Raw genomic sequence first — 21,965 nt, forward strand, 5'->3', positions numbered from 1 at the left:
TTCATGCCTCCATCCCCATGTACACGCGCCGAACCTCTGGGTCGTTCATCACCGCGCGCGGCTCACCCTCCGCCAGCTTCTGCCCGAAGTTGATGACGAAGAGCCGGTCGGCCAACGACAGAAGCGCGTGCACCACGTGCTCGATCCAGATCATGGTCACGCCGCGCGCCTTGATCTGCTGCAGTTCCTCGACGAGTTGCTTCGCCTCGGGTTCGGTGAGCCCGCCCGCAATCTCATCGAGCAGCAGCAGCTTTGGCCGCGTGGCCAACGCACGCGCGAGTTCGAGGCGCTTGCGGTCGAGCAGCATGAGCCCGCCCGCGGGCTTGTTCGCGTGCGGCATCAGACCCGTCTGCGCCAATACTTCATGCGCCGTCTGCCAGGCATCCTGCTCGCGCTCCTGCGCGCCGAAGCAGGCTGCGGTCACGAGGTTCTCGAACACGCTCATGTTGCCGAAGGGCTGCGGCACCTGATAGCTCCGGCCGATGCCCGCATGGCAACGCTGGTGCGGCTTGAGCGTGGTCACGTCGTGCCCTTCATACTCGACACGCCCGGCATCCACACGAACATCACCCGAGATCAGGTTGAACAGCGTCGTCTTGCCTGCACCGTTTGGCCCAAGGATGCCAAGCGTCTCGCCTTCGGTCACGGAGAGCGTGATGTCGTCCGTCACCTTGAGCGCGCCATACGACTTGCTGACGGCATGAAGGGCAAGCAGGGTCATGGCTTTTTCATGCCGGCATGGGGCGCAGGGTTCCGCCGACGGGGATGTTCGGCGCACCTTCGTTGCTCACGATGGTGAGCTCGTGCTTGTACTTCGTGCCTTTGCCCCACTGGCCGAGCACCAGTGGCGTCTTGCTGACGTTCTTGAACGGACCTTGGCCGCCCCACTTCACCGGGCCGATCACGGTCGTGAGCGTCGTCGCCGCGACAGCGTCGCGCACGTCCGATGCCTTGTCCGACTTGGCCCGTTTGAGGGCATCGGCAGCGACCTCGAACAGCGCATGCGCGAACCCGACGGGCTGCGTCCACTGCTTCTTCGTGCCGGCCTCGTAGGCATCGGCCAGCGCCTTGGCGCTCTGCTTGGTGAGGCTCGACGTGAAGGGATGAGAAGGGCTCCACCACACCTCCGTCGACAGGCCGTCGCCCAGATCGCCAAGCGCGTCGATGGCGCCCGGGAAAAGCAGCGCCTTGCCCAAGGTGATGATCTTCGGACGAAATCCCTGCTGCCTCGCCTGCGTGAGGAAAGTCTTTGCATCGGGCGGGATCACCACGCCCGTGACGATCTCCACATTGCCACCCTTGAAGGCCGCGATCTGCGCACTGAAGTCCTGCGTGCCATTCTGGAAGCGGCCCGGATCGATGAGCGTGAAGCCCATCTGCGACAGCGGCTTCGGAAAACCGAGTTCCTTGTCGCCCCATGCATTGCCGTCGCCATCGTTCGGAAACAGCCCGCCCACCTTCTTGTTGGTCTGCAGCGATTTCCAGCCGGTGGTGTAGTTGGCGATGACGTCCTCCAGGCCCCAGAAGAGGTGATAAGTCCAGTTGAAGCCCTTGGCCGGGTCGCCCTTGCGTCCAAAGAACCAGGGCTGCCAAGGTACGACCGTCGAAATGCAGGGCAGCTCGTTGAGTTCGCAGGCATCGCTGACCGGATTCGCAGTCTCCGGCGTTCCGGCGGTGAGCACCAGCGCGACCTTGTCCTTGAGGATCAGGTCGTTCGCGACCTCGCCCGCGCGATTGGGGTTGGACTGGCTGTCCTTCAGCACGATCTGCACCGCGTACTTCCTGCCGCCAACGCTGATGCCGTCCTTGAAGGCCGTCTTCATCTGGTCGATGACCCACTTGTCCGCCTCACCGAAGGGTGCGAGCGGACCCGTCTGCGGCGACACATAGCCGATCTTGATCGTGTCGGCGGCAAACACCAACGGCGCTGTGCCGCCGGCTGCCAAGGCGGCCGCGGCCTGGGTGAACTGTCTGCGATTCAATGACATGGTTGTCTCCTTCTTTTCGGTTTTCGTTCTCTACCTGCACAAATCGCTGGGTGATCGCTCGCTTGCTCAGCCCGGCGGGTCGCCGTCGAAGGCGCGCTGCAGCAGCGCACGGATCTCATCGCGCTGCGCCGGGCCGAAGGGCCTGGGATTCCAGTAGGGATTGCCCACCGCGAGGTCGGCCGCGCGGTCGAGGTCTTCGGCGCGCATGCCGATGTCCTTGAGGGCTACCGGCGCGCCGTTGTCGCGGGCCAGCGCCTGCAGTCCCAGCGGCGCCGATGTCGAACCGAGGGCCTGCGCAATGCGTTCCATGGCACGTGGAGCGGCCTCGGCATTGAACGCAATGGCATGCGGCAGCACCACGGTGTGCACTTCCGCATGCGGCAGGTTGAAGCTGCCGCCGAGCGTATGACAGAGCTTGTGATGCAACGCCATACCGACGCTGCCGAGGACGCTGCCGCAGAGCCAGGCACCGCAGAGCGCATCGGCGCGCGCTCCGATGTCCTGGGGCGCCCGACGGATGACCGGCAACGATCGCGCGATCGCAGCAATGCCTTCCTGCGCCATCAGGTCCATGACGGGATTGCTGTCCTGCGCATAGAGCCCTTCGGCAGCATGCGCAACGGCATTGATGCCACTGGTCACGCTGAGCCCCACGGGCAACGTGCGCGAAAGCTCCGGGTCATAGATGACGGTACGCGGCAGCACCCGCGGGTCCTTGCCCGTCTTCTTGAGCCCCGCCTCCGTCAGTCCGTAGATCGGCGTCATTTCGCTGCCGGCATAGGTGGTCGGGATCGCGACGATCGGCAATCCCGAATCCAGCGCGATGGCTTTGCCAAGCCCGGTGGTCGAGCCCCCGCCGATGGCGACCGCGCAGTCGGCGTCGAGCCGCAATGCAAGCTCGCGCGCTTCTCGTGCAGTTTCGATCGGCACATGCATCACCGCGCGGTCGAAGATGCCCGCAGCCTGCGGCCCGAGCATCTCCGCCACAAGCTCAGCCTGGCCGCGCTGCTCGGGCGTCGACAGCACGAGCGCCCGTCGCGCTCCGAGCGCGTCGATCTCTCGCGCGAGATGCTGCAGCGAACCCGCGCCGAAGACGACGCGCTGCGGATGGGTGGTGTAGATGAAGTCGCGCATGGCAGTCAGCGAGCGAAGTGGGGAGGAATCTGCGCGTCGATGTTCACCCACACGCTCTTGACCTGCGTGTATTCGCGCATCGCATCGAATCCCATCTCCCGGCCATAGCCGCTCTGGCCCACACCGCCGAAAGGCGAACCGGGGTTCACGCGCTTGTAGCTGTTGATCCAGACCATGCCGGCATGCAGGTCGCGCGCCACGCGATGCGCTCGCTGCAGGTTGCTGGTCCACAAGCCACTGCCGAGGCCATAGTCGGTGCCGTTGGCAATCTCCATCGCCTCTTCGTCGGACTTGAAGGTGAGCACCGTGACGAAAGGACCGAAGACCTCTTCCTGCGCCACGCGGTCGCGGTAGGACTTCGCGCGCACCACTGTCGGATCGACGAAGCAGCCGCCCGCCAGCTCGCCGCCCGGTGATCGGCCGCCGGCAAGAACCTCGCCGCCCTCGCCTTTCGCGACATCGACATAGCTCAGGACGCGCTCCTGATGCTGGGCGCTCGTGAGCGGACCCATCTCGGTTTCTTCGTCCAGCGGGTTGCCCAGACGGATCGACTGCGCAAGCGGAATGAACTTGTCGAGAAACGCATCGGCGATCTTCTCGTGCAGCATCAGCCGCGAACCTGCGATGCAGGCCTGCCCCTGGTTGTGAAAGATGGCCCATGCACTGCCATTGATCGCAGCCGGCAGAAAGGCATCCTCGAACACGATGTTCGGTCCCTTGCCGCCCAGTTCGAGCTGGACCTTCTTCAGGTTGCCCGCGCTCGCCTGAACAACACGCCGACCGGTGGCGGTGCTGCCCGTGAACGCGATCTTCGCGACGTCCGGGTGCTCGGCGATGTACTGCCCGACCACGTGTCCCAGTCCCGGAACCATGTTGACCACGCCATCGGGCATGCCAGCTTCCGCCATCAGCTCGACGATCTTCAGCGAACTCAGCGGCGTGATCTCCGCCGGTTTCATCACGATGCAATTGCCCGCTGCGAGCGCCGGCCCCATCTTCCAGCTCGTGAACATGAGCGGGAAATTCCACGGAACGACCTGTCCGACGATGCCCACCGGCTCACGCAGCGTGTAATTCAGAAAGCCCGCCTCCACCGGAATCGTCTCGCCCTGGAACTTGTCCGCCATGCCGCCGAAGTATCGGAAGCAGGCAGCCGTGCGCGGCACGTCGAGCCGCCGCGAATCGCGCACCGGATGCCCCGTATCCAGCGATTCGAGCCGCGCCAATTCCTCCGTATTGGCCTCGATCAGATCGGCCAACTTGAGGAGAATCCGCCCTCGATCCGCCGCCGCCATGCGGCTCCACAGCGGAAAAGCCCGCTTCGCCGCAACCACAGCCTTGTCCACATCGGCCTTCCCGGCCAGCGCGACCTCAGCAATCGTCGAGTTGTCGAAAGGATTCAGCGTCGCCAGGGTCTCGCCCGATTCCGCGTCAACGAACCGCCCGTCGATGAAAAGCTGGTGCCGAATGGGTGTCTTCAGCCCCGCCGCCCTTTGGATATCTGCGAGAGTCATGGCTTCCTGCCGTGAAGTTTTGATCATTGAGTCTTGTCGGCCAGCCATGGATAGCGGGCGGTGTCCTTGCCTGCGTAGTCGGGATCGAGATAGATGAAGCAGCGTTGGATGAGCCAATCACGGATCTCGAAAACGTCGCACCAGCGGCCCGCGCCCCATTCAGGTACACCGGCCCGCCAGGGACCATCAGCGTGCTCGCCGAAGCTCGTGCCCTCGCAGGCGAAGAGGTCGGTGCCTGTGAAGAGCCAATTGAAGCCCGCGTAGTCATGCCGAATGGACTTTCCACGGCTGCCCACCTCGCCGAACAGTTGGCCGATCTGCGCCTTGCCATTTGCGAGGCCCCACTTCGGAAAGTAGACCTGCGCGTCTTCCGCAAAAAGGTCGAGGATCGAGCCACCGGTGGAAGTGACCCCGCCGTTGTCGTAGGCCTTGAGGTATTCGAGAGCGACCGACTTGCGTTGCTCGTCAGTCATGGTTTGACGTGTGAGTGCCATGGTGAGCCTCCTTCTTTCACTTCGACGACCGCTTGCGACTAGAACTCGACGGGAATCTCCGGGCTCTCGCCCTTCTGGATCTCGTACACGAGACTGGGCGACCCGTTCTCCCAGACCAGCAGCATCGAGCGCTTCGGGCTGAAGCCCTGATGCCTGCAGTAGGCGGGCATGGCCGCCATGTCACCGGCCTTCATGATCACGCGCGCCATCGGCTTGCCCGTGTTCTTGTCGCCGCAGTCCCAATGGATTTCGTCGGTCATCTGGAAGAACCACTCGACACGGTCATTGCCATGGATGATCGGCAGGATGTGCTCCTCCGTCGTCGGGCACATGAAGCTGTGCTTCACGACAGAAGTGAAGCTCGGGTTCCACGTCACTTGCGAGCGACTTAGGAAGCCGAAGAGATTGAAGGCATGCACTTCGTTCTCGAAGCCCGCCTCAGGATGCAACTCAGGCTCCGCTTGCGGAACATCCGCGAAAGCGCGGTTGATGGGCGCACCCCGCTCGTCGCTGCGCAGATCGAGATCGCCCTTGAGGCCGACGCAGCGCTTGGCCAGTTCGCGCGCTCGGGTGATCTTGGCAGTGTTGTTGCCGTTCTTGCGACCGTAGGGTGAGCCGGTTTCCTGCGGTGCCGAGAACGGGTCGAAGCTTTCGTTGGTCCAGTCGTCGAGCATGGCTTCGAAGGTCGCGCGGATCTGCGCGGTCGGGAAGTTCTCCAGCAAGTCGATGCCGGCTTCCTTCATCGTGCCGTTGAAGCTGCCTGCATACAGGTCCACCGACTGGTAGTGATTCACGGTGCCGACTACGTCGTCGAAGTTGACCCAACCATAGAAGAAGCCCCAGGCGACGTCGCGCATGAGCGCGCGCAGGTAATTGCCGATGTCCATCGTGTGGCTCATCGGCCGGCCGTCGCGGGTCTTCCAGGTGACGTGGGCGAAATACTCGTCGCGGCGGAAGCCGAAACTCCCGAGCGAGAAATCCTTGTAGCCAAGCGTGGCGTCGGGTTGCGACGCGATGACGTTGGCGAGTTCAGCGGGTGCGTTCATGGAGGTGCTCCTTTTGAATCAATGCGTCTGGCTCAATGGGTCTGGCAGATGTCTGCCCACTTTTCGACGGAGAGGTCGCCCTTGCACGTTTGCAGGACCATCACTCCCGGATCGCCTGCGACGCGAAATTGATAGGCGGTGTTCTTCGGCAACAGCCCCTGATGGCCCCGCGTGAGCTTCATCCAGCCCATCTTCTGGCCCTTGGGCTCGCCTTGGACGAGCACGGCGCCGTTCTTGTTTTCGTCGAGGACTGTCTGGCTCGCGTCCAGCTTGACCAGATGCACCTCCACCTCACCGTCCATCACCAGCGCGAACTCGTCGTGCGCGCTCGTGTACCAGGGCGACGTACCTTCAGCGCGAAGCGCCTCCAGCACGTAGATCTGGTTCTGGCCGAAAACGACCTTCTCGTACGGCTTGCTCTTGTTCGCGATGTCGAAGCAGTTCGACATCGCGTAGTGCCGGACGTCATCGTCGATCGGCTCGACATGGCCCTTCTCGAAATGCTTCAGCGACCCGAAGCGGGTCTGGTAGGCAGTGGTCATGGGTTGTCTCCTGAGTGGCAAAGGCAGCGTTTCTGCTGCGGTGAACGCACTGTAGGAAACAGGGACCGTCTGCGGTAGGCATCAAAACCGGGCCGCATTGTTCGCCGATTCCGGTCAATCGGCAGGGTTTACCCGATCGGACGAGTTTTCGACGCGGGCTGCATGGCCAAGCGGTCTACACGTCGGCGATCAACTCCGCAGGCAGGAGCCCGCGTTCAACCATGGCCGCGTCCCATGGCGGCACCCGTGTGAAAGCCGCCGTGATGTGCTCAATGAACAACTTGAGCTTGAAGGCATTGCGCGAAGTCCCCGCATAAACCGCGCTCAGGGAGAACGACGACAGCTGGTGCTCGGCAAGAACGACCTGCAGGTCGCCGCGAAGGATCGCATCTCCGGCCACCAGCGTCGGCAGGCAGACGATCCCGGCGTGCTCCATGGCGTATTCGCGCAGCAGATGCACGCTGTTCGTCAGCAATGCCGCGCTCATGTAGAGCGTGATCTGTTCGCCTTCATGGTGAAACGTCCAGCGATCGCGCGTCGGATAGCCCGAATACAGCCCCAGCGTGTGCTTGTGCAGATCGCGCGGACTCTCCGGCGTGCCGTGCATGCGCAGGTATTCCGGCGTGGCGCAGAACACGCGCCTCACCGGAAAGAGCGGCCGCGACACCAGTTCGGTCGAAGCGGCCGGAAAGATCTGCAGCGCGCAGTCGACGCCTGCCTTGACTGGATCGACGACCGCGTCGCTGACGATCAGCTCGAGGTGAATATCCGGAAAGCTCACCTGGAACGCCCGCAGCAAGGTCGCGAAATGACCGAGCACGAATCCCGTCAGCGCATGAATTCGTAGCGTGCCCGTCGGCCCGACCCGCGCGCCGCGCATCTGGTCCATGATGTCGTTGGCGCGGCCGACAAGCTCCGTGCAGTCGCGCAAGAAAGCCTGCCCMACGTCGCTGAGCCTCACAACGCGCGTGCTGCGATGAAAGAGCGGCGCGCCGACGTGATCCTCGAGCTGCTTGACGCGGCTCGTCACCACCGACTTCGCGACCCGCATCTGCCGTGCGGCCTCCGCGAAGCTCTGGGTCTGCGCAACGCGGACGAAGGTCTCGATGTTTTCCAGGCGATCCATGGCTTGGCAATGTAGCGGCGAGCGGGGCAATGCGCTCTGAGGGTCGGTGCTAACCTCGGCGGATGTTCAATCCCTCCCAAGAGGAAGTGCGTCGTTTTTTTTGCGACGTCTTCGCCAAGAGCCGTCGCGGCGAGCCGATGGAAGCGCTCGAAATCATCGCCAGCCGATGGATTGACGAGCACCCTGAATACCACCCCGATCTTGCCGACGCCGACGCCGCCGTGGCGCGCGTGTACGACGGCAAGGACGGTCGCGAGAACCCATTCCTGCATCTGTCGATGCATCTGTCGATCAGCGAGCAGTGCTCGATCGATCAGCCGCGCGGCATCCGGCAGGCTGTCGAACTTCTCGCTGCGCGCCGCGACTCGCTGCTCGACGCGCACCACGAGGCCATGGAGTGCCTCGGCCAAATGATGTGGGAAAGCCAGCGCGCCGGCCGCCCGCCTGATGGCGAAGCCTACGTCGCCTGCGTTCAGCGGCGCGCCACGCGCGACTGATTCGCGCCCGCTTCGCGCAGCAGCGCGATCAATGCCTGCCTCGCGGGTGATGCTTCAGCGTCGGTTCGCAGCAGGAGACCCACTGGCTCTTCGGTGCCGGCCGTGTCGATCGCCAGCCGCGCAAGCCGTCCCGAAGCCAGGTCGTCGGAAGCGGCGCCGATCGGTGTGAACCACAGGGCATCCGATCGAACCAGCAACGCACGCGCCACCGAGAGGTCCAGCGTCTGGGTCGTATGGGGCGGCAGGCGCAGCCCGAGCCCCGAAAGAAAGCTCTCGGTGTGATGGCGCGGTATCGTCCCCTCGCCGTAGATCACGAGCGGATAGGCCAACACATCCTGGACCGACGGCGTGCCGGCTGCCAAGGGGTGCCCGACTCTGGCGACCACAGCCAGCGGCTCGGTGTAGAGCAATTCGAAGGTCAGCCCCGTCATCAACTGCGGGTCGCTCATGCGACCTGCGACCAGGTCCAGGTCTCCCGCTCGAAGGGCGTCGAGCAAGGACGCGTTGGCGCCCGTCTGGACTTGCACTTGCAGCGAAGGGACGCGCTCGCGCAGCGCAGCCAATGCTGGCGGCAGCAGTGAGGGCCCGACGCTGGGCAGCGCGCCTATACGAAGCCGCTCTGGACGTTCGCCGGACGCCGGAATCACGGCCTGGGCGCTTGCATCGAGGGCATCGAGCACCCGCAGCGCGTGCGCCAGCAGATGCTCGCCCGCGGCGGTGAACCCCTGGATGCCGCGCCGGCCGGCGGTGCCGCGCTCGACGAGCCGCGCTCCCGACAGTTCCTCGAGCTCAGCCAAGGTCTTCGAAACCGCGGGCTGGCTCAGTGCCAACCGCTCGGCGGCACGCGCCAGATGTCGCTCTTGGGCGACGGCCACCAGACAGCGCAGATGCCGCAGTTGAACGCCTCGGAGAAAGACTTCGGAAGAACTCGGCATCTGATTACTGCTGGTTATGAAAAATCGTTGATCCGTCAATTTACATCAGCAATGCGCATGAATAGAGTGGCGGTCATCCCATTCGAAAACCGGAGACAAACCGAATGTCCGATTCCACTTCGACGTCCAAGGCCACCAAGGCTGCGGGCCTGACGCCGCGCGACTGGCCGAGTCAACCCTCCTACGTCTATCCGGGCTACCGCTCGACGGTCAAGCGCGGCCCGACGCAGTCGCTGATCCCGCTCAAGGCATCCCTTGGCGAATTGCGCCAGCCCGTGTACGGCCACAGCAGCATCGGCGAACTCGACCACGACCTGACGCGCAACGCGCGCAAGAACGGCGAGCCGCTCGGCGAACGAATGATCCTCACCGGCCAGGTGCTCGACGATCACCGCCGCCCCGTGCGCAACACCCTGGTCGAAATCTGGCAAGCGAATGCATCGGGCCGCTACGTGCACAAGGTGGACCAGCACGACGCACCGCTCGACCCGAACTTCCTGGGCGCAGGTCGATGCCTCACGGACAACGAAGGCCGCTATCGTTTCCTGACGATCAAACCCGGCGCCTACCCATGGGGCAACCACCCCAACGCATGGCGGCCGCAGCACATCCACGTGTCGCTCTTCGGCGAGCACTTCGGCAGCCGGCTGGTGACGCAGATGTATTTCCCGGGCGACCCGCTCATGCAATACGACCCGATGATCACCGGCACGCCCGAGAAGGTGCGCAATCGACTGGTCTCGGACTTCAGCCTCGACGTTACCGAGGACGGCTATGCGCTCGGCTACGTGTTCGACATCGTGCTGCGCGGCGCCGACGAGACGCCTTTCGAAACCCGCTGAGGAGACCCGCATCATGATGAGCGCACTCGAAACCAATTTCGGCCAGACCCCATCGCAGACGGTCGGCCCCTACTTCGCCTACGGCCTCGCGGCCACCCAGTACGGCTATGACTTCGACCAACCCTTCGACGCGATCGTTGCACTTGATGGCGCGCGCGGCGAGCGCATCCGCCTTGAAGGCCGTGTCATCGACGGAGACGGCAATCCGATCAACGACGCCCTGATCGAGATCAGCCAACCCGACGGCACCGGCGCTTATCCGCAGTCGGTCGACAACGCAACCGAAATCGGCTTTCGCGCCTTCGGCCGCGCCGGCACGGGGACCGACGCGCAGAACCGCTACGTGTTCCACACGGTCAAGCCCGGCGCGGAATCGCCCGGCGAAGCCCCGCACATCAACATGATCGTGATGATGCGCGGCATGCTGCTGCACGCTTTCACGCGCGTCTACTTCAGCGACGAATCCGCGGCCAACGCCAAGGATGCCGTGCTCAACAGCGTGCCGGCCGAGCGTCGCAATACGCTCGTCGCCAAGCGCACCGAAACAGGCGGCGCGGTGACCTACCGCTTCGACATCCACATGCAGGGTCCGGCAGAGACGGTCTTCTTCGACGTCTGATCGAACGACGCGACCCCAAACGACAAAGCCCGCTCGAGCGGGCTTTGTCGTTGATGGGCGGGAGGCGCTGTATGCGCCTTAGACGCTGTGGACGCTGTCAGTCTTCGTGATGGAAGCGCGATTCCGGCACCGTCTTCAGATCGCCAGGAAGCGAACTGATGTAGGTGGCGAGTTCCTTGAGTTCGTCGTTACTGTACTTCTTGGCCTGGCCGCCCATGACGGCATGCGAACGGCCGACGTTCGGACGATTTGGCACCTTGTACGACTTCAGCGCGACGTAGAGGTAATCGGCATGCTGGCCCGCGAGCTTGGCAACCGAACCGTCGTTGGGTGTATTGAAGTTGGCGCCATGGCACTTGGTACAGGCGTTGTCCTTGTCGCGTGAAATGAGCGCCTGCACGTGTTCGCTCGGCGCCTTGGGCGTCGCGGGCGGCGCGACGCCTTCGTTGAGTCCGAGCTGGCTGTAGTAGGCGGCCAGGTCAGCCATGTCCTGCTCGCTCAGCGTGTCGGCGATGGCGCGCATGGTTGGGTGCTTGCGCTCGCCACCCTTGTATTGGGTGAGCGCCGAAACGATGTACGTAGCGCTTTGGCCCGCGATCATCGGCACCTTGTGAATCTCGGGGAAGCTCGCCTGGTAACCAATGATGCCGTGGCAACCCATGCACATCGCGGTCTTCTTGGCCCCATTTTCGGCATTGCCCGTGATCTTCTGGGCTTGGGCCGAGACCGTCACGCAAGCGACAGCGAAGGCAAACATCGTGGTCAACAACTTGTTCATTTTGCGCGCACAATCTCGTGGAGATACAAGGTTCAAATCAACATTTGATTATATGGGGGCTCTTCGCGAGGCCTCATAAGCGAAGCAGTCGAAGTGCTCGCAGCACAGATCGATGTTGTGTTCTTTCAACCACCCTTCCCAATGCCATCCATGAAATTCAAGGGTTCAGACAATTACGTCGCCACGCAGGATCTGATGCTCGCGGTCAATGCGGCCATCACGCTCAAACGACCGCTGCTCGTCAAGGGCGAGCCCGGTACCGGCAAGACGATGCTTGCCGAAGAGGTCGCGCAGGCGCTCAATCTGCCGCTGCTCCAGTGGCACATCAAATCGACGACGAAGGCCCAGCAGGGCCTGTACGAATACGACGCGGTGAGCCGGCTGCGCGACTCGCAATTGGCGGACGTCGACGGCGGTGAGCGCGTCAAGAACATTCACAACTACATCGTCAAGGGTGTGCTGTGGCAAGCCTTCACCGCCGACGAGCCGGTTGCTTTGCTGATCGACGAAATCGACAAGGCCGATATCGAATTCCCGAACGATCTCTTGCGCGAACTCGACCGCATGGAGTTCTATTGCTATGAAACGCGCGAACTGATTCGCGCCAAGCACCGGCCGGTGGTGTTCATCACCTCCAACAACGAAAAAGAGCTGCCGGACGCATTCCTGCGCCGCTGCTTCTTCCACTACATCAAGTTCCCAGATTCGGAGACGATGAAGAGCATCGTCGCGGTGCACTTCCCGGGCCTCAAGCAGGAACTGCTCACCGCCGCGATGAAGACTTTCTACGACGTGCGCAACTTGCCTGGGCTCAAGAAGAAGCCGTCGACGTCCGAACTGCTCGACTGGCTGAAGCTATTGGTCGCCGAAGACATTCCGCTCGAAGCACTGCAGAGCAAGGACGACAAGGTTGCGGTTCCCCCGCTCGTCGGTGCGTTGCTCAAGAACGAGCAAGACGTCACCTTGTTCGAAAAACTCGTCTTCATGCAGCGGAACAACCGCTGAGGCGCTCCCGCGATGTGCGGATATGAGGATCTGAGGACCTGAAGATGGCTTTCGTTGAACCCATCACGCTCCGGGCGCGCGGCATCGCCCTCGTGCCCTTGTCGCTCGACCATGAGGAAGGGCTGCGCGAAGCGGCCGCCGACGGCGAGTTGTGGAACCTTCGAGTGACTTCGGTGCCGGAGCCCAAGGACACGCGCGCCTACGTCGAAAGCGCACTGCAAATGCGCGAAGCGGGCAACCGTTTCGCGTTTGCTGTGACCGACGAAGCCAGCGGAACTGTGCTTGGCACCACGAGCTTTCATGACATCCTGCCCGCCGTGAAACGCGTCGAAATCGGCTACACGTGGTACGCCAGCCGCTGCCAGCGCACGCACGTCAACACCACCTGCAAACTGCTGATGCTCACGCATGCTTTCGATGCGCTGGGTTGTCATGTGGTGGGCTGGCGCACCGACAACTTCAACCACGCCTCGCAGCGCGCCATCGAGCGTCTGGGTGCAAAGAAAGACGGCGTGATTCGCGGCCATGCGCTGCGCCGCGACGGCACCATTCGCGACACGGTGATGTACAGCCTGCGCTCGGGGGAGTGGCCCGAAGTGCGCGCCCAATTGCTCTACCTGCTGGACAAGCCCCGCTCGAGCCCACCGCCCCAGGAGTGATTCGCCATGCTGATCGACTTCTTCTACACGCTGCGTTCGGCGAAGCTGCCGGTCTCGGTCAAGGAATACCTGACGCTGCTCGAGGCGCTGCAGGCCGACGTCGTCGGCCCCAACTCCGACGGCGCCTTCAGCCTCGACGATTTCTACTACCTGTCGCGCACCTCGCTCGTGAAGGACGAGAAACACTACGACAAGTTTGATCGTGCCTTTGCCGCCTACTTCAAGGGCGTCGAGATGCTGGCGGACTTCACCAAGGAAGTGCCGCTCGATTGGCTGCGCAAGACGCTCGAACGCGAGTTCACGGCTGAAGAAAAAGCCAAGATCGAGAAGATGGGCTGGGACGAGCTCATGGAAACGCTCAAGAAGCGCTTCGAGGAGCAGAAGGAGCGTCACGAAGGCGGCAACAAGTGGATCGGCACCGGCGGCACTTCGCCTTTCGGCCATGGCGGCTACAACCCGCAGGGCGTGCGGATCGGCGGCGCAGGCAAGAACAAGAGCGCGGTCAAGGTATGGGACCAGCGGGCGTACAAAGATTACGACGACAGTCAGGAACTCGGCACACGCAACATCAAGGTCGCATTGCGCCGGCTGCGCAAGTTCGCCCGCGAAGGCCATGAGGAAGAGTTGGATCTGGACGACACCATCCGCTCGACGGCAGCGAATGCCGGCTACCTCGACATCAAGATGGTCCCGGAGCGGCACAACAACGTGAAGGTGCTCCTGCTCATGGACGTGGGCGGCACGATGGACGAGCACATCCAGCGGGTGGAAGAGTTGTTCTCGGCCGTCAAGACGGAGTTCAAGCACCTGGAGTTCTATTACTTCCACAACTGCGTCTATGACTTCATGTGGAAGAACAACCGGCGCCGCTTCTCCGAGAAGTTCGCGACCTGGGACATCATTCGCAAGTACAACAAGGACTACAAGCTCATCTTCGTCGGCGACGCGACCATGAGCCCCTACGAGATCCTGCAGCCTGGCGGCAGTGTCGAATACAACAACGAAGAAGCCGGCGCCGAGTGGATTCAGCGGCTGACGCACGCTTTTCCGAAGTTCGCCTGGATCAACCCGGAGCCGCACGGTGTGTGGCAGTACCGCCAGAGCATCGCGGTGATGCAGCAACTCGTGTCGCACCGCATGTATCCGCTCACGCTGCGGGGGCTTGAAGACGCGATGCGGCTGCTCTCGAAGTAGCCGCGCCACATCGGCACACATCGGCACACATCGGCACCACATCGGCACCACATCGGCACCACATCGCGTGCTTACATTTGGACAAATTCGTAAAAAATTTGTCACGGATAACCCGCTTTGCTCTAAAGTGACGCCTTAAGGATTCAATACGTACAACTCCAGAATCCTAGGAGTCATCGATGTCTGCACGACCTTTGCAAGCGTTCAATAGCGAGCTTCACGAGCAACCCTGGTCGTCGGACTGCATGGATGCCATGCTTCGCTCCTCCATGGACTACGTCTGTATTCGCGGAGTGCAACTCCCACTCGACAATCTGGTCGACCGCTCGTTCTTCGAGCCGGAGCGTTGCAAGCAACTTCGCGATCAACTCGCCGGCGCCCAACCTTTCCCCTACCTCGTGCTCGATGGCCTTTTTCATCCGGCACTGCTCGAACTTGTGGCCGCCGAGTTCGACGAGCTCCCCAGTTCGGAATGGACCGACGTCAGGACCAAGTACGAGTCGACACGGCGATCGGTCCCCGGCGTATCGCTCCACCCAGCTTCCCAGTTGTATTTCGACATCGTGAACTCGGGCTGGTTTACGGAATGGCTGTCGTCGGTCACCGGCGTTTCTTATTTGCTGCCCGACCCCAAACTGGTGGGAGGCGGGCTCCATGAAAGCAGGGAAGGCGCGACGTTCGCGGTGCACCGCGATTTCAGCCGCCACCGCGACATCGGCCTGCGCAATGCAATGGTGTTCATCACCTACCTGAACAAGGGATGGGACCCCGAATGGGGCTCGGCACTGGAGCTCTGGGACAAGAAGGCCGACCGCTGCGTGACTTCGATCCAGCCCGAATTTGGCCGGACGATCGTGATGCCGCACGGCCCCATGAGCTACCACGGGCACACTAAGCCGCTTCGCACCCCCGACAGTCGTCCAAGGCGTTCCGTCGCCGCGTATTTCTATACGAGCCCCGCAGCCGGCAAACGCCTGGGCGATGAATCCGCATCGAAGTTCATGCACACCGAACGGATGGACCAGGCCAAGGCCATCGCGCGAATGATCGTCCCGCCGATCGTCTGGGCACTGGGCCGCAAGCTTTTCGGTCGCTGACGACGGGCATCGCCCCGGGGTGGCCCATGCCCATGCTGTCAGAATGGCCGCATGCGTTGGGCGGTCCGATCTCTCACGCCGGCTTGGATGCCGGCGTTGTTATTTGCAAGCATCCTTCTTCTTCAGGGATGCAGCCTTCTGCCGCAAAAACAAACTGAAGCGACGGACACGTCGGCCCTCCCGGTCGCGGGCGCTTCCAGCGAATCGGGCAGCGGCTCTTTCTCCGTCGAAGTGCAGGCGCCTGATTCAGTCCGCGACTTCCTCGTGCGCAACCTCGAGATCCAGCGCTACAAGAAGCTCGACGACTTGGGCGCTGTCGAACTCTCGCGGCTGATGGTCGCCGCAGAGGGCAACGCGCGTGAGCTGCTCAACACACTGGGCTACTTCACGCCACGTCTCACGCTCGAAATGCAGGAAACGCCCGGCGCCAAGACGCCGCGCAACGTCAAGATCACCGTCGAGCCGGGTGAACTCACGCGCGTCAGCGATGTCCGCATCGATTTCAGCGGGCCGATCGCTGAAGACCCGAAGTCCGAAGCGCGCCGTGAAGCAATCCGCTCCGGCTGGTCGCTGCGCCAGGGCCAGCCTTTCAATCAACAAGCCTGGGACAACGCCAAGGCCGCCGCGCTCCGCAGCCTGACCGCCCGGCGCTATCCCACTGGCAGCATCGTCTCGAGCCGGGCCGAAATCGACGCCGATCGCGGTGAAGCCAAGCTCAGCGCGGCGTATGCGTCGGGGCCAGCCTATCGCTTCGGCCCGCTCGTGCTCCAGGGCAACAAGCGCTACGACGCGGACAGTATCCGGAGGATCGCGCGCGTCCCGACAGGCTCGGACTACGACCAGCAGCAGTTGCTCGATGCGCAGCAGCGCCTGGCGAGCAGCGGGTTCTTCGAATCGGTGTTCCTCACGCTCGACACGCACGAATCCGACCCTCTGCTCGCACCGGTCATTGCGCAGCTGCGTGAGGCACCCTTTCAAAGAGTGGTCGCAGGCGTGGGTTTCACGACCGACAGCGGATTGCGGCTGTCGCTCGACCACATCCACAACAGCATGCCGCTGCTCGGCTGGAGAGCAGTCTCCAAGCTTTCGCTCGACAAGGACGAGAAATCGCTCGGAACCGAATGGAGCGCCATTCCGGGCGACGATGGCTGGCGCTCGTTCACGTCGGCCGGACTGAAGAGCGAAGTCTCGGGCAGCTACACGGTCGACAGCGGGCGCCTGCGCGGCGGGCGCAACCAGAACAGCGACCACATCGACCGCAGCTACTTCCTGCAATACGACTACGCGGTGAATCACGGCTTCAATCCACCGCCATCGGCGTCCGCACTGAGTCTGAACTGGGGCTGGACCGGCCGCTACTTCGACAACGCCGCCGCGCCGACTCGAGGCTACGGAATCTCGTTGGAGCTGGGCGCGGGCTACACGCTCAGTGGCGAACGCGATCCCTTCACGCGGACTTACGCGCGGTGGGTCGGCTTCCTGCCCGCGGGCAGCGTACAGGCTGGCGACAGCGGCACGCCGGCACGCCAGGCGCGCATTCAATTGCGTGCCGAGGCTGGGGCAGTCGTCGCAAAGGACACCGCGCAAATTCCATCGACACTGGGCTTCCTGACCGGTGGTGACACCACCGTGCGCGGCTATGGGTTCCGATCCATCGGCGCAGTCAAGCCGGATGGCCAGATCATCGCCGGACGCTATCTCGGCGTAGGCAGCATCGAGTACCAGCGCCCTTTCGTCTATGACGGCAAATTCACCGATTGGGAAAGCGCGGCCTTCGTCGACGTGGGTGCAGTGGCCGACCAGCCCAGCGAAATGCAGGCCAAGGTGGGGGTGGGCGTCGGGGCTCGATGGCGAAGCCCCATCGGGCCGGTCCAGATCGATGTGGCGTACGGCGTGCAGGTGAAGTCCTTCAGGCTGCATCTGCGCCTGGGTTTCACCTTCTGAGGTCCTCAGAGCCTATGCCGACTGAACCATCCGAGATGCAAGAAGCGCCGGCCTCGCCTGACGGGCGCCCGCGTGGGCGGCGCGTGCTGCGCGTCATTGCGTGGGCGGTGACGGGGCTGGTGACGCTGGTGCTGGCGCTCGCCGCCGGTGCCTGGTGGTGGCTCGGAACTGACGAATCGCTTGCGTTTGCACTGGCGCGAACCGCGCGCTACCTGCCTGCCGGTCAGAGTCTTGAGAGCCGCGACGTGTCGGGCTCCTTGCGAGCCGGAGGACGCATCGGATGGTTGCGCTGGCAAAGCGAGACGCTCGCGGTGGAAGTGAACGGAGCGCGAATCTCCTGGCGGCTCGCGCCGCTGCTGAAGCGCAGGGTGCAATTGGGCGAAGTGCATGCCGACCGCTTGCTGATCGAAAAGCGCGGGCCGACCACGGACCAACCTGTTGAGCCGCTTCAGCAGATCGTGCTGCCGGTCGAAATCGAGGTGCCTTTTTCCGTCGACTTGTTGCAATGGGCCGGTCCGCCGGCTCTGCAAGCCACGAAGCTCGAGGGTAGCTATCGCTACGTCAACGAGCATCACGTGCTCGAAGTCGCCGGCGTCGACGTGGCTGATGGCCATTACGGTGCGCACGTCGATCTTCAGGGACCAGCGCCCATGGCGCTCGATGCCAGTTTGAAGGGACGCGTGCGCGCGCTCCTGCCCGAAGATCGGTCCATCGACATCCTGGCCGAAGCGTCCGTCAAAGGGACATTGGCCGGAGCCGATGCCCGTCTGGCTGTCGATGCGCAGCTCCAGCCCGTGGAGGAAAGCGCGGAGTCGCCGATGCGCGCGCAGTTGCAGGCGAACATCGCGCCGTGGCAGCCGCAGCCCGTGATCGACGCTCACGCGGAGTTCGAGAACATCGACCTTTCCACCCTATGGCCGCAAGCGCCCGCGAGCTTGCTGACGGGTGAGGTCGAGGCCGGACCCGATGCGGCCGCCGGCGAGAAAAACTGGAAAGCCCATGCCAACATTCGCAATGCAATTGCCGGACCCTGGGACACCGGCAAGTTGCCCGTCGAGCAGATCGAGGCGCAAGCCGGCTTCGACGGCAAGAGCTGGACTTTTCCCGACGCAACGGTGCATCTGGGCAGCGGTCGTATTCAGCTCAAAGGCAGTTGGAGCCCCGCGCCGGAGCCCTGGAAGGCGCATGCCAGCGTGATCGGAGTGCAGCTCGGCGAATTGCATACCGAGCTTGCCGGCGCGCCCTTGAATGGCACGGTCACGGCCGATCAGCAAGGCGACGCGATCCGCTTCGACGTCGCGCTGCGCGCCGCGGGCGGTGCCGGCCTGCAGGGCTTGCGCCTGCAACGCGCGATCGCACAAGGACAGTGGCGGAACGAGGTGCTCGATCTGAAGTCGATGCGCATCGAAGCGCAACACGCCAGCATCGATGGCCGCTTGCAAGTGCGGGTCGCGGAGCAAGCCGGCAGCGGCAACCTGAATCTCATCGTTCCTGGCGGCACTGCGCAGTTGCGAGGGCGCATTGCGCGCACCACCGGCGACGGCCAGGTTAGCGCGCAGATCAACGACGCAGCCAGCCTGCAGCACTGGATTGAAGGGCTGCCCGAATTGGAAAGCGTGTTTGCCGGCGCGGCCATGCAGGGCAATGCGCGGCTCGATGCCAGTTGGAAAGGCGGATGGCAGGCGGTGCAGCGCCGGTTGCAGAACGCGAGCGAGCCCGCACCGCGAGGCAGCGTGGAGCCGACGGTGCAGGCCACGTTGACGGTTCCCAAGCTCGACCTCCGGCTTCCGCCACCGCAGACCGGGGACGCGACTTCAGTCGCGCTCAACGGGCTGCGCGCCGACTTGTCCGGCAGCCTCGCACAGGCCACGCTGACGCTCAACGGCGAGGCCACCAGCGGTACTCGCAAGATCACTCTCGACACGCGCGCGAGCGGCGGCATCGAGCGTGCCAACCAGTGGCACGCCGCCATCGCCACATTGCGCGCACAGATCAACGACAGCGAGCGTCCCGGCCCTTGGACGGTGGAACTTCGCCGCGCCGTCAGCGCCACCGTTCGCACAGTTGATGCCAACCCTTCGCGCGTTGAAATCGAAGCGTCGGGCGCTACGGCGGAACTGCACGGCCCGCTGCCCGGCACGGTGACGGTCGATTGGCAGCCGTTGCGCTTCAGCAGCAGCGGATCGGGCGATGCGCGCGCCATCCGCCTTCAATCGAAGGGGACGCTGAAAGGCCTGCCCATGGCCTGGCTCGAGGCGGCTGGCGAAACGGATGCACTCGCCCGGATCGGATTCAGCGGCGACTTGCTTTTCAACGGCGAATGGGACGTCGACGCCGGCGACACCCTGCGCGCGCACGCCCGCGTCACGCGCGAGAGTGGGGACATTCGCGTACAGGCAGGTGAAGCGGCCCTGGTCACTCGAATCACCAGCCATGGAACCGGCGCAGCAAGCGAAATCACGATGGATGCCGCCGGCCCCGGCGTCAGCACGCCCGCAGGGCTGCGGCAAGCCGAACTCAAGCTCGACGCCGAAGGCGACACAGTGCGTGGCAGCCTGGCGTGGGACAGCCAGCGCGCCGGCGAGATCCGCGTCGAGGCCAGCACGCGGCTGCAGAAGCGCCCGGGCGGCTGGCAGTGGGCGTCGGACGCGCCGCTCGCCGGTCGCGTCACCGCGCGAATGCCCAACTTGGGCGTCTGGTCGATGCTGGCGCCGCCGGGATGGCGTATTGCCGGCACGCTCCAGGCCGACGCCACCCTTTCCGGCAACCGGGCAGAGCCACTGTGGAACGGCACGCTCGGCGCCGACGAGCTTGCGTTGCGCGCACTCGTCGAAGGGCTCGACCTGCGCGCCGGACGCCTGCGAGCCACGCTGGCAGGCAACCACGTCGACGTCACCGAGTTCACCCTGAAGGGCGGCCTGGGCAGCCAGACTCGCATTCCCGGCCAGAGCGGCAACATCAGCACCGCAGCAAGCGAAGCGTCGCGCGACGGCGGCACCCTTTCGGCAAGCGGCCAGATCGCATGGGGCTCCGCGCCAACGGCTGGAGCAGGGACGGGAATCCGCATGGCTATGCAGGCGCAAGTTCGGTCGCTGCGCGTGCTGGTGCGCTCGGATCGGCAAGTGACGCTTTCGGGCGATCTGCAGGCCAAGCTCGACAACGGCCAGTTCACCGTCCGCGGCGACCTCAAAACCGACCGCGCCGTCATCATCCTGCCCGAGCAGACCGCGCCGAACCTGGGCAGCGATGTGGTGATCCGCTCGGCGGCGCGCGACCGCGAAGCACAGGAGGAAGCCAAGCGGCAGGCCGAAGCCAACGGGGGCCAAGTTGCCACTGCACGGACCGCCAAGCCGCCGGACATCAGGGTGAGCTTCGACCTCGGCAACGATTTCGCCGTGCAGGGGCATGGCCTCACCACGCGGCTGGCGGGCAAGCTCGACATTCACAGCACCGCACTGGAAGCGCTGCCGCGTGTCACGGGCGAGGTCAGGACCGTCAGCGGTCAATTCCGAGCCTACGGCCAGCAACTCACCGTCGAGACCGGCATCGCGCGCTTCAATGGCCCGGTCGACAATCCGCAACTGGACATTCTCGCCATCCGGCCGAATATCCAGCAGCGCGCCGGCGTTGCCATCACGGGTACAGCGCAATCACCCCGCGTGCGGCTGTATTCCGAACCGCAGCTGTCGGACCAGGAGACGCTCTCATGGCTCATGCTCGGACGCGCGTCAGCCACCAGTGGCGGCGAATCCGTCCTGTTGCAACAGGCTGCGCTGGCCCTTCTCGGGGGTTTGGGCAGCGGCGGAACAGGCGGCGGACTCGCCAGCCGCTTCGGCCTGGACGAGATCGGCTTCAAGGGCCCGGGCAATGGCGGCGACGTGCGCGAATCGGCAGTTACCGTCGGCAAACGCTTTGCGCGCGATTTCTACATCACCTATGAACGCAGCCTTGCCGGCACGTTGGGCACGCTCTTCATCTTCTATGACCTTACCCAGCGCCTTACGCTGCGCGGGCAAGCGGGGCAACCGAGCGGGCTCGACCTGATCTACACGGTGCGGTTCGACTGAACTGGTAAAGTTGCGGCCGCTCTCGTCCTCGTAGTTCAATGGATAGAACGGGGTCCTCCTAAGACTCAGATACAGGTTCGATTCCTGTCGAGGGCACCATGTGCCTCCTCACGTGTCCGCGTCCACCGCGGAGAACCGCCGCTTACCAAGCCGCCAGCACACGCAGCACCACCGCGGCGACAACACTCGCGATCGCGATCAGTGCAATTCGTCCCCAAGGCACCCCCAATCCGATGGCCTTCAGGGGCTCGTGCGTCAAGTCTGCACGGTGCAGGGCCGCAAAGGTACTGAAATTCTGCATGTCGGTTGATGATTTCGCCATGGATCGATTGTCTTGATGGCCTACGCCGACGCCCAAGGAAAAATCGCACACTTTAGTTTTCAGTTTTTCGAGCCAGAATCGACCCGGCCGGCGCCGCTGCCCGTCACCGCATACCCATTTGCGCGACAGGCAGACCGACGCTGGCGCCATACTGCATCCGCC

The 21,965-nt window shown here is 63.7% G+C and carries 20 protein-coding genes and 1 tRNA gene; 10 read left to right on the forward strand and 11 right to left on the reverse strand.

Going from position 1 to position 21,965, the window contains the following annotated elements:
- Position 1: 1 nt before the first annotated feature.
- From AC1DSF_RS00690 to AC1DSF_RS00725, 8 genes are all read right to left on the reverse strand, one after another.
- Positions 2-721: an ABC transporter ATP-binding protein gene (locus tag AC1DSF_RS00690; RefSeq protein WP_478124800.1), complete on the reverse strand. Its 720-nt coding sequence runs from the start codon at positions 719-721 to the stop codon at positions 2-4.
- Positions 722-728: 7 nt separating this feature from the next.
- The gene (locus AC1DSF_RS00695) at positions 729-1,988 is read right to left on the reverse strand and encodes an ABC transporter substrate-binding protein (RefSeq protein WP_478124801.1); all 1,260 of its coding nucleotides are present in this window, start codon (positions 1,986-1,988) and stop codon (positions 729-731) included.
- Between the two features lie 66 nt (positions 1,989-2,054).
- Entirely contained in the window at positions 2,055-3,122 is a 1,068-nt protein-coding gene (locus tag AC1DSF_RS00700) for a maleylacetate reductase (RefSeq protein ID WP_478182165.1), read from the reverse strand.
- Positions 3,123-3,127: 5 nt separating this feature from the next.
- Complete coding sequence (locus tag AC1DSF_RS00705; protein WP_478182321.1) at positions 3,128-4,591, reverse strand: aldehyde dehydrogenase family protein; 1,464 nt, start codon at positions 4,589-4,591, stop codon at positions 3,128-3,130.
- A 68-nt stretch (positions 4,592-4,659) separates the two neighbouring features.
- A complete protein-coding gene (locus AC1DSF_RS00710) occupies positions 4,660-5,130 on the reverse strand; it encodes a nuclear transport factor 2 family protein (protein ID WP_478144025.1) in 471 nt (156 codons plus the stop codon).
- A 38-nt stretch (positions 5,131-5,168) separates the two neighbouring features.
- On the reverse strand, positions 5,169-6,176 hold the full coding sequence (locus AC1DSF_RS00715) for a hydroxyquinol 1,2-dioxygenase (RefSeq protein ID WP_478182166.1): 1,008 nt from the start codon (positions 6,174-6,176) through the stop codon (positions 5,169-5,171).
- Between the two features lie 32 nt (positions 6,177-6,208).
- Positions 6,209-6,718, reverse strand: coding sequence for a cupin domain-containing protein (locus AC1DSF_RS00720; protein ID WP_478182167.1), 510 nt, complete (start codon positions 6,716-6,718; stop codon positions 6,209-6,211).
- A gap of 175 nt (positions 6,719-6,893) precedes the next feature.
- Entirely contained in the window at positions 6,894-7,844 is a 951-nt protein-coding gene (locus AC1DSF_RS00725; protein ID WP_478144028.1) for a LysR family transcriptional regulator, read from the reverse strand.
- A 62-nt stretch (positions 7,845-7,906) separates the two neighbouring features.
- Here AC1DSF_RS00725 and AC1DSF_RS00730 point away from each other — a divergent pair, with 62 nt between their 5' ends.
- Positions 7,907-8,341, forward strand: coding sequence for a DUF1841 family protein (locus tag AC1DSF_RS00730; RefSeq protein WP_478144029.1), 435 nt, complete (start codon positions 7,907-7,909; stop codon positions 8,339-8,341).
- On the opposite strand, the gene AC1DSF_RS00735 is transcribed toward AC1DSF_RS00730, so the two are convergent.
- Entirely contained in the window at positions 8,317-9,276 is a 960-nt protein-coding gene (locus tag AC1DSF_RS00735) for a LysR substrate-binding domain-containing protein (RefSeq protein WP_478182168.1), read from the reverse strand. The genes AC1DSF_RS00730 and AC1DSF_RS00735 overlap by 25 nt on opposite strands.
- A gap of 104 nt (positions 9,277-9,380) precedes the next feature.
- Between AC1DSF_RS00735 and pcaH the strand changes: the two genes are divergently transcribed.
- Together pcaH and pcaG are read left to right on the forward strand one after the other, a co-directional pair.
- On the forward strand, positions 9,381-10,118 hold the full coding sequence (gene pcaH / locus AC1DSF_RS00740; RefSeq protein WP_478124809.1) for a protocatechuate 3,4-dioxygenase subunit beta: 738 nt from the start codon (positions 9,381-9,383) through the stop codon (positions 10,116-10,118).
- A gap of 13 nt (positions 10,119-10,131) precedes the next feature.
- Positions 10,132-10,737 carry a protocatechuate 3,4-dioxygenase subunit alpha gene (gene pcaG, locus AC1DSF_RS00745; RefSeq protein ID WP_478124810.1) on the forward strand — a complete coding sequence of 202 codons (606 nt, stop codon included), beginning with the start codon at positions 10,132-10,134 and terminating at the stop codon, positions 10,735-10,737.
- A gap of 97 nt (positions 10,738-10,834) precedes the next feature.
- Here pcaG and AC1DSF_RS00750 read toward each other — a convergent pair whose 3' ends face one another.
- Complete coding sequence (locus AC1DSF_RS00750) at positions 10,835-11,515, reverse strand: c-type cytochrome (RefSeq protein WP_478124811.1); 681 nt, start codon at positions 11,513-11,515, stop codon at positions 10,835-10,837.
- Positions 11,516-11,665: 150 nt separating this feature from the next.
- Between AC1DSF_RS00750 and AC1DSF_RS00755 the strand changes: the two genes are divergently transcribed.
- From AC1DSF_RS00755 to AC1DSF_RS00785, 7 genes are all read left to right on the forward strand, one after another.
- The gene (locus AC1DSF_RS00755; RefSeq protein WP_478124812.1) at positions 11,666-12,520 is read left to right on the forward strand and encodes an AAA family ATPase; all 855 of its coding nucleotides are present in this window, start codon (positions 11,666-11,668) and stop codon (positions 12,518-12,520) included.
- A 44-nt stretch (positions 12,521-12,564) separates the two neighbouring features.
- Complete coding sequence (locus tag AC1DSF_RS00760; RefSeq protein WP_478124813.1) at positions 12,565-13,179, forward strand: GNAT family N-acetyltransferase; 615 nt, start codon at positions 12,565-12,567, stop codon at positions 13,177-13,179.
- A 6-nt stretch (positions 13,180-13,185) separates the two neighbouring features.
- A complete protein-coding gene (locus AC1DSF_RS00765) occupies positions 13,186-14,373 on the forward strand; it encodes a vWA domain-containing protein (RefSeq protein WP_478124814.1) in 1,188 nt (395 codons plus the stop codon).
- A 179-nt stretch (positions 14,374-14,552) separates the two neighbouring features.
- On the forward strand, positions 14,553-15,470 hold the full coding sequence (locus AC1DSF_RS00770) for a 2OG-Fe(II) oxygenase (RefSeq protein ID WP_478124815.1): 918 nt from the start codon (positions 14,553-14,555) through the stop codon (positions 15,468-15,470).
- 51 nt (positions 15,471-15,521) lie between these two features.
- Positions 15,522-17,414, forward strand: coding sequence for an autotransporter assembly complex protein TamA (locus AC1DSF_RS00775; protein ID WP_478124816.1), 1,893 nt, complete (start codon positions 15,522-15,524; stop codon positions 17,412-17,414).
- Positions 17,415-17,449: 35 nt separating this feature from the next.
- Positions 17,450-21,481 (forward strand): translocation/assembly module TamB domain-containing protein, encoded by a 4,032-nt coding sequence (locus AC1DSF_RS00780; protein ID WP_478182169.1) that lies wholly within the window; start codon positions 17,450-17,452, stop codon positions 21,479-21,481.
- 24 nt (positions 21,482-21,505) lie between these two features.
- A tRNA-Arg gene (locus tag AC1DSF_RS00785) sits at positions 21,506-21,580 on the forward strand.
- 43 nt (positions 21,581-21,623) lie between these two features.
- Here AC1DSF_RS00785 and AC1DSF_RS00790 read toward each other — a convergent pair.
- Positions 21,624-21,953, reverse strand: a complete 330-nt coding sequence (locus AC1DSF_RS00790; protein WP_478124818.1) for a hypothetical protein — start codon at positions 21,951-21,953, stop codon at positions 21,624-21,626.
- Between the last annotated feature and the right edge of the window lie 12 nt (positions 21,954-21,965).

The organism is Variovorax sp. 01N429, assembly GCF_056399425.1.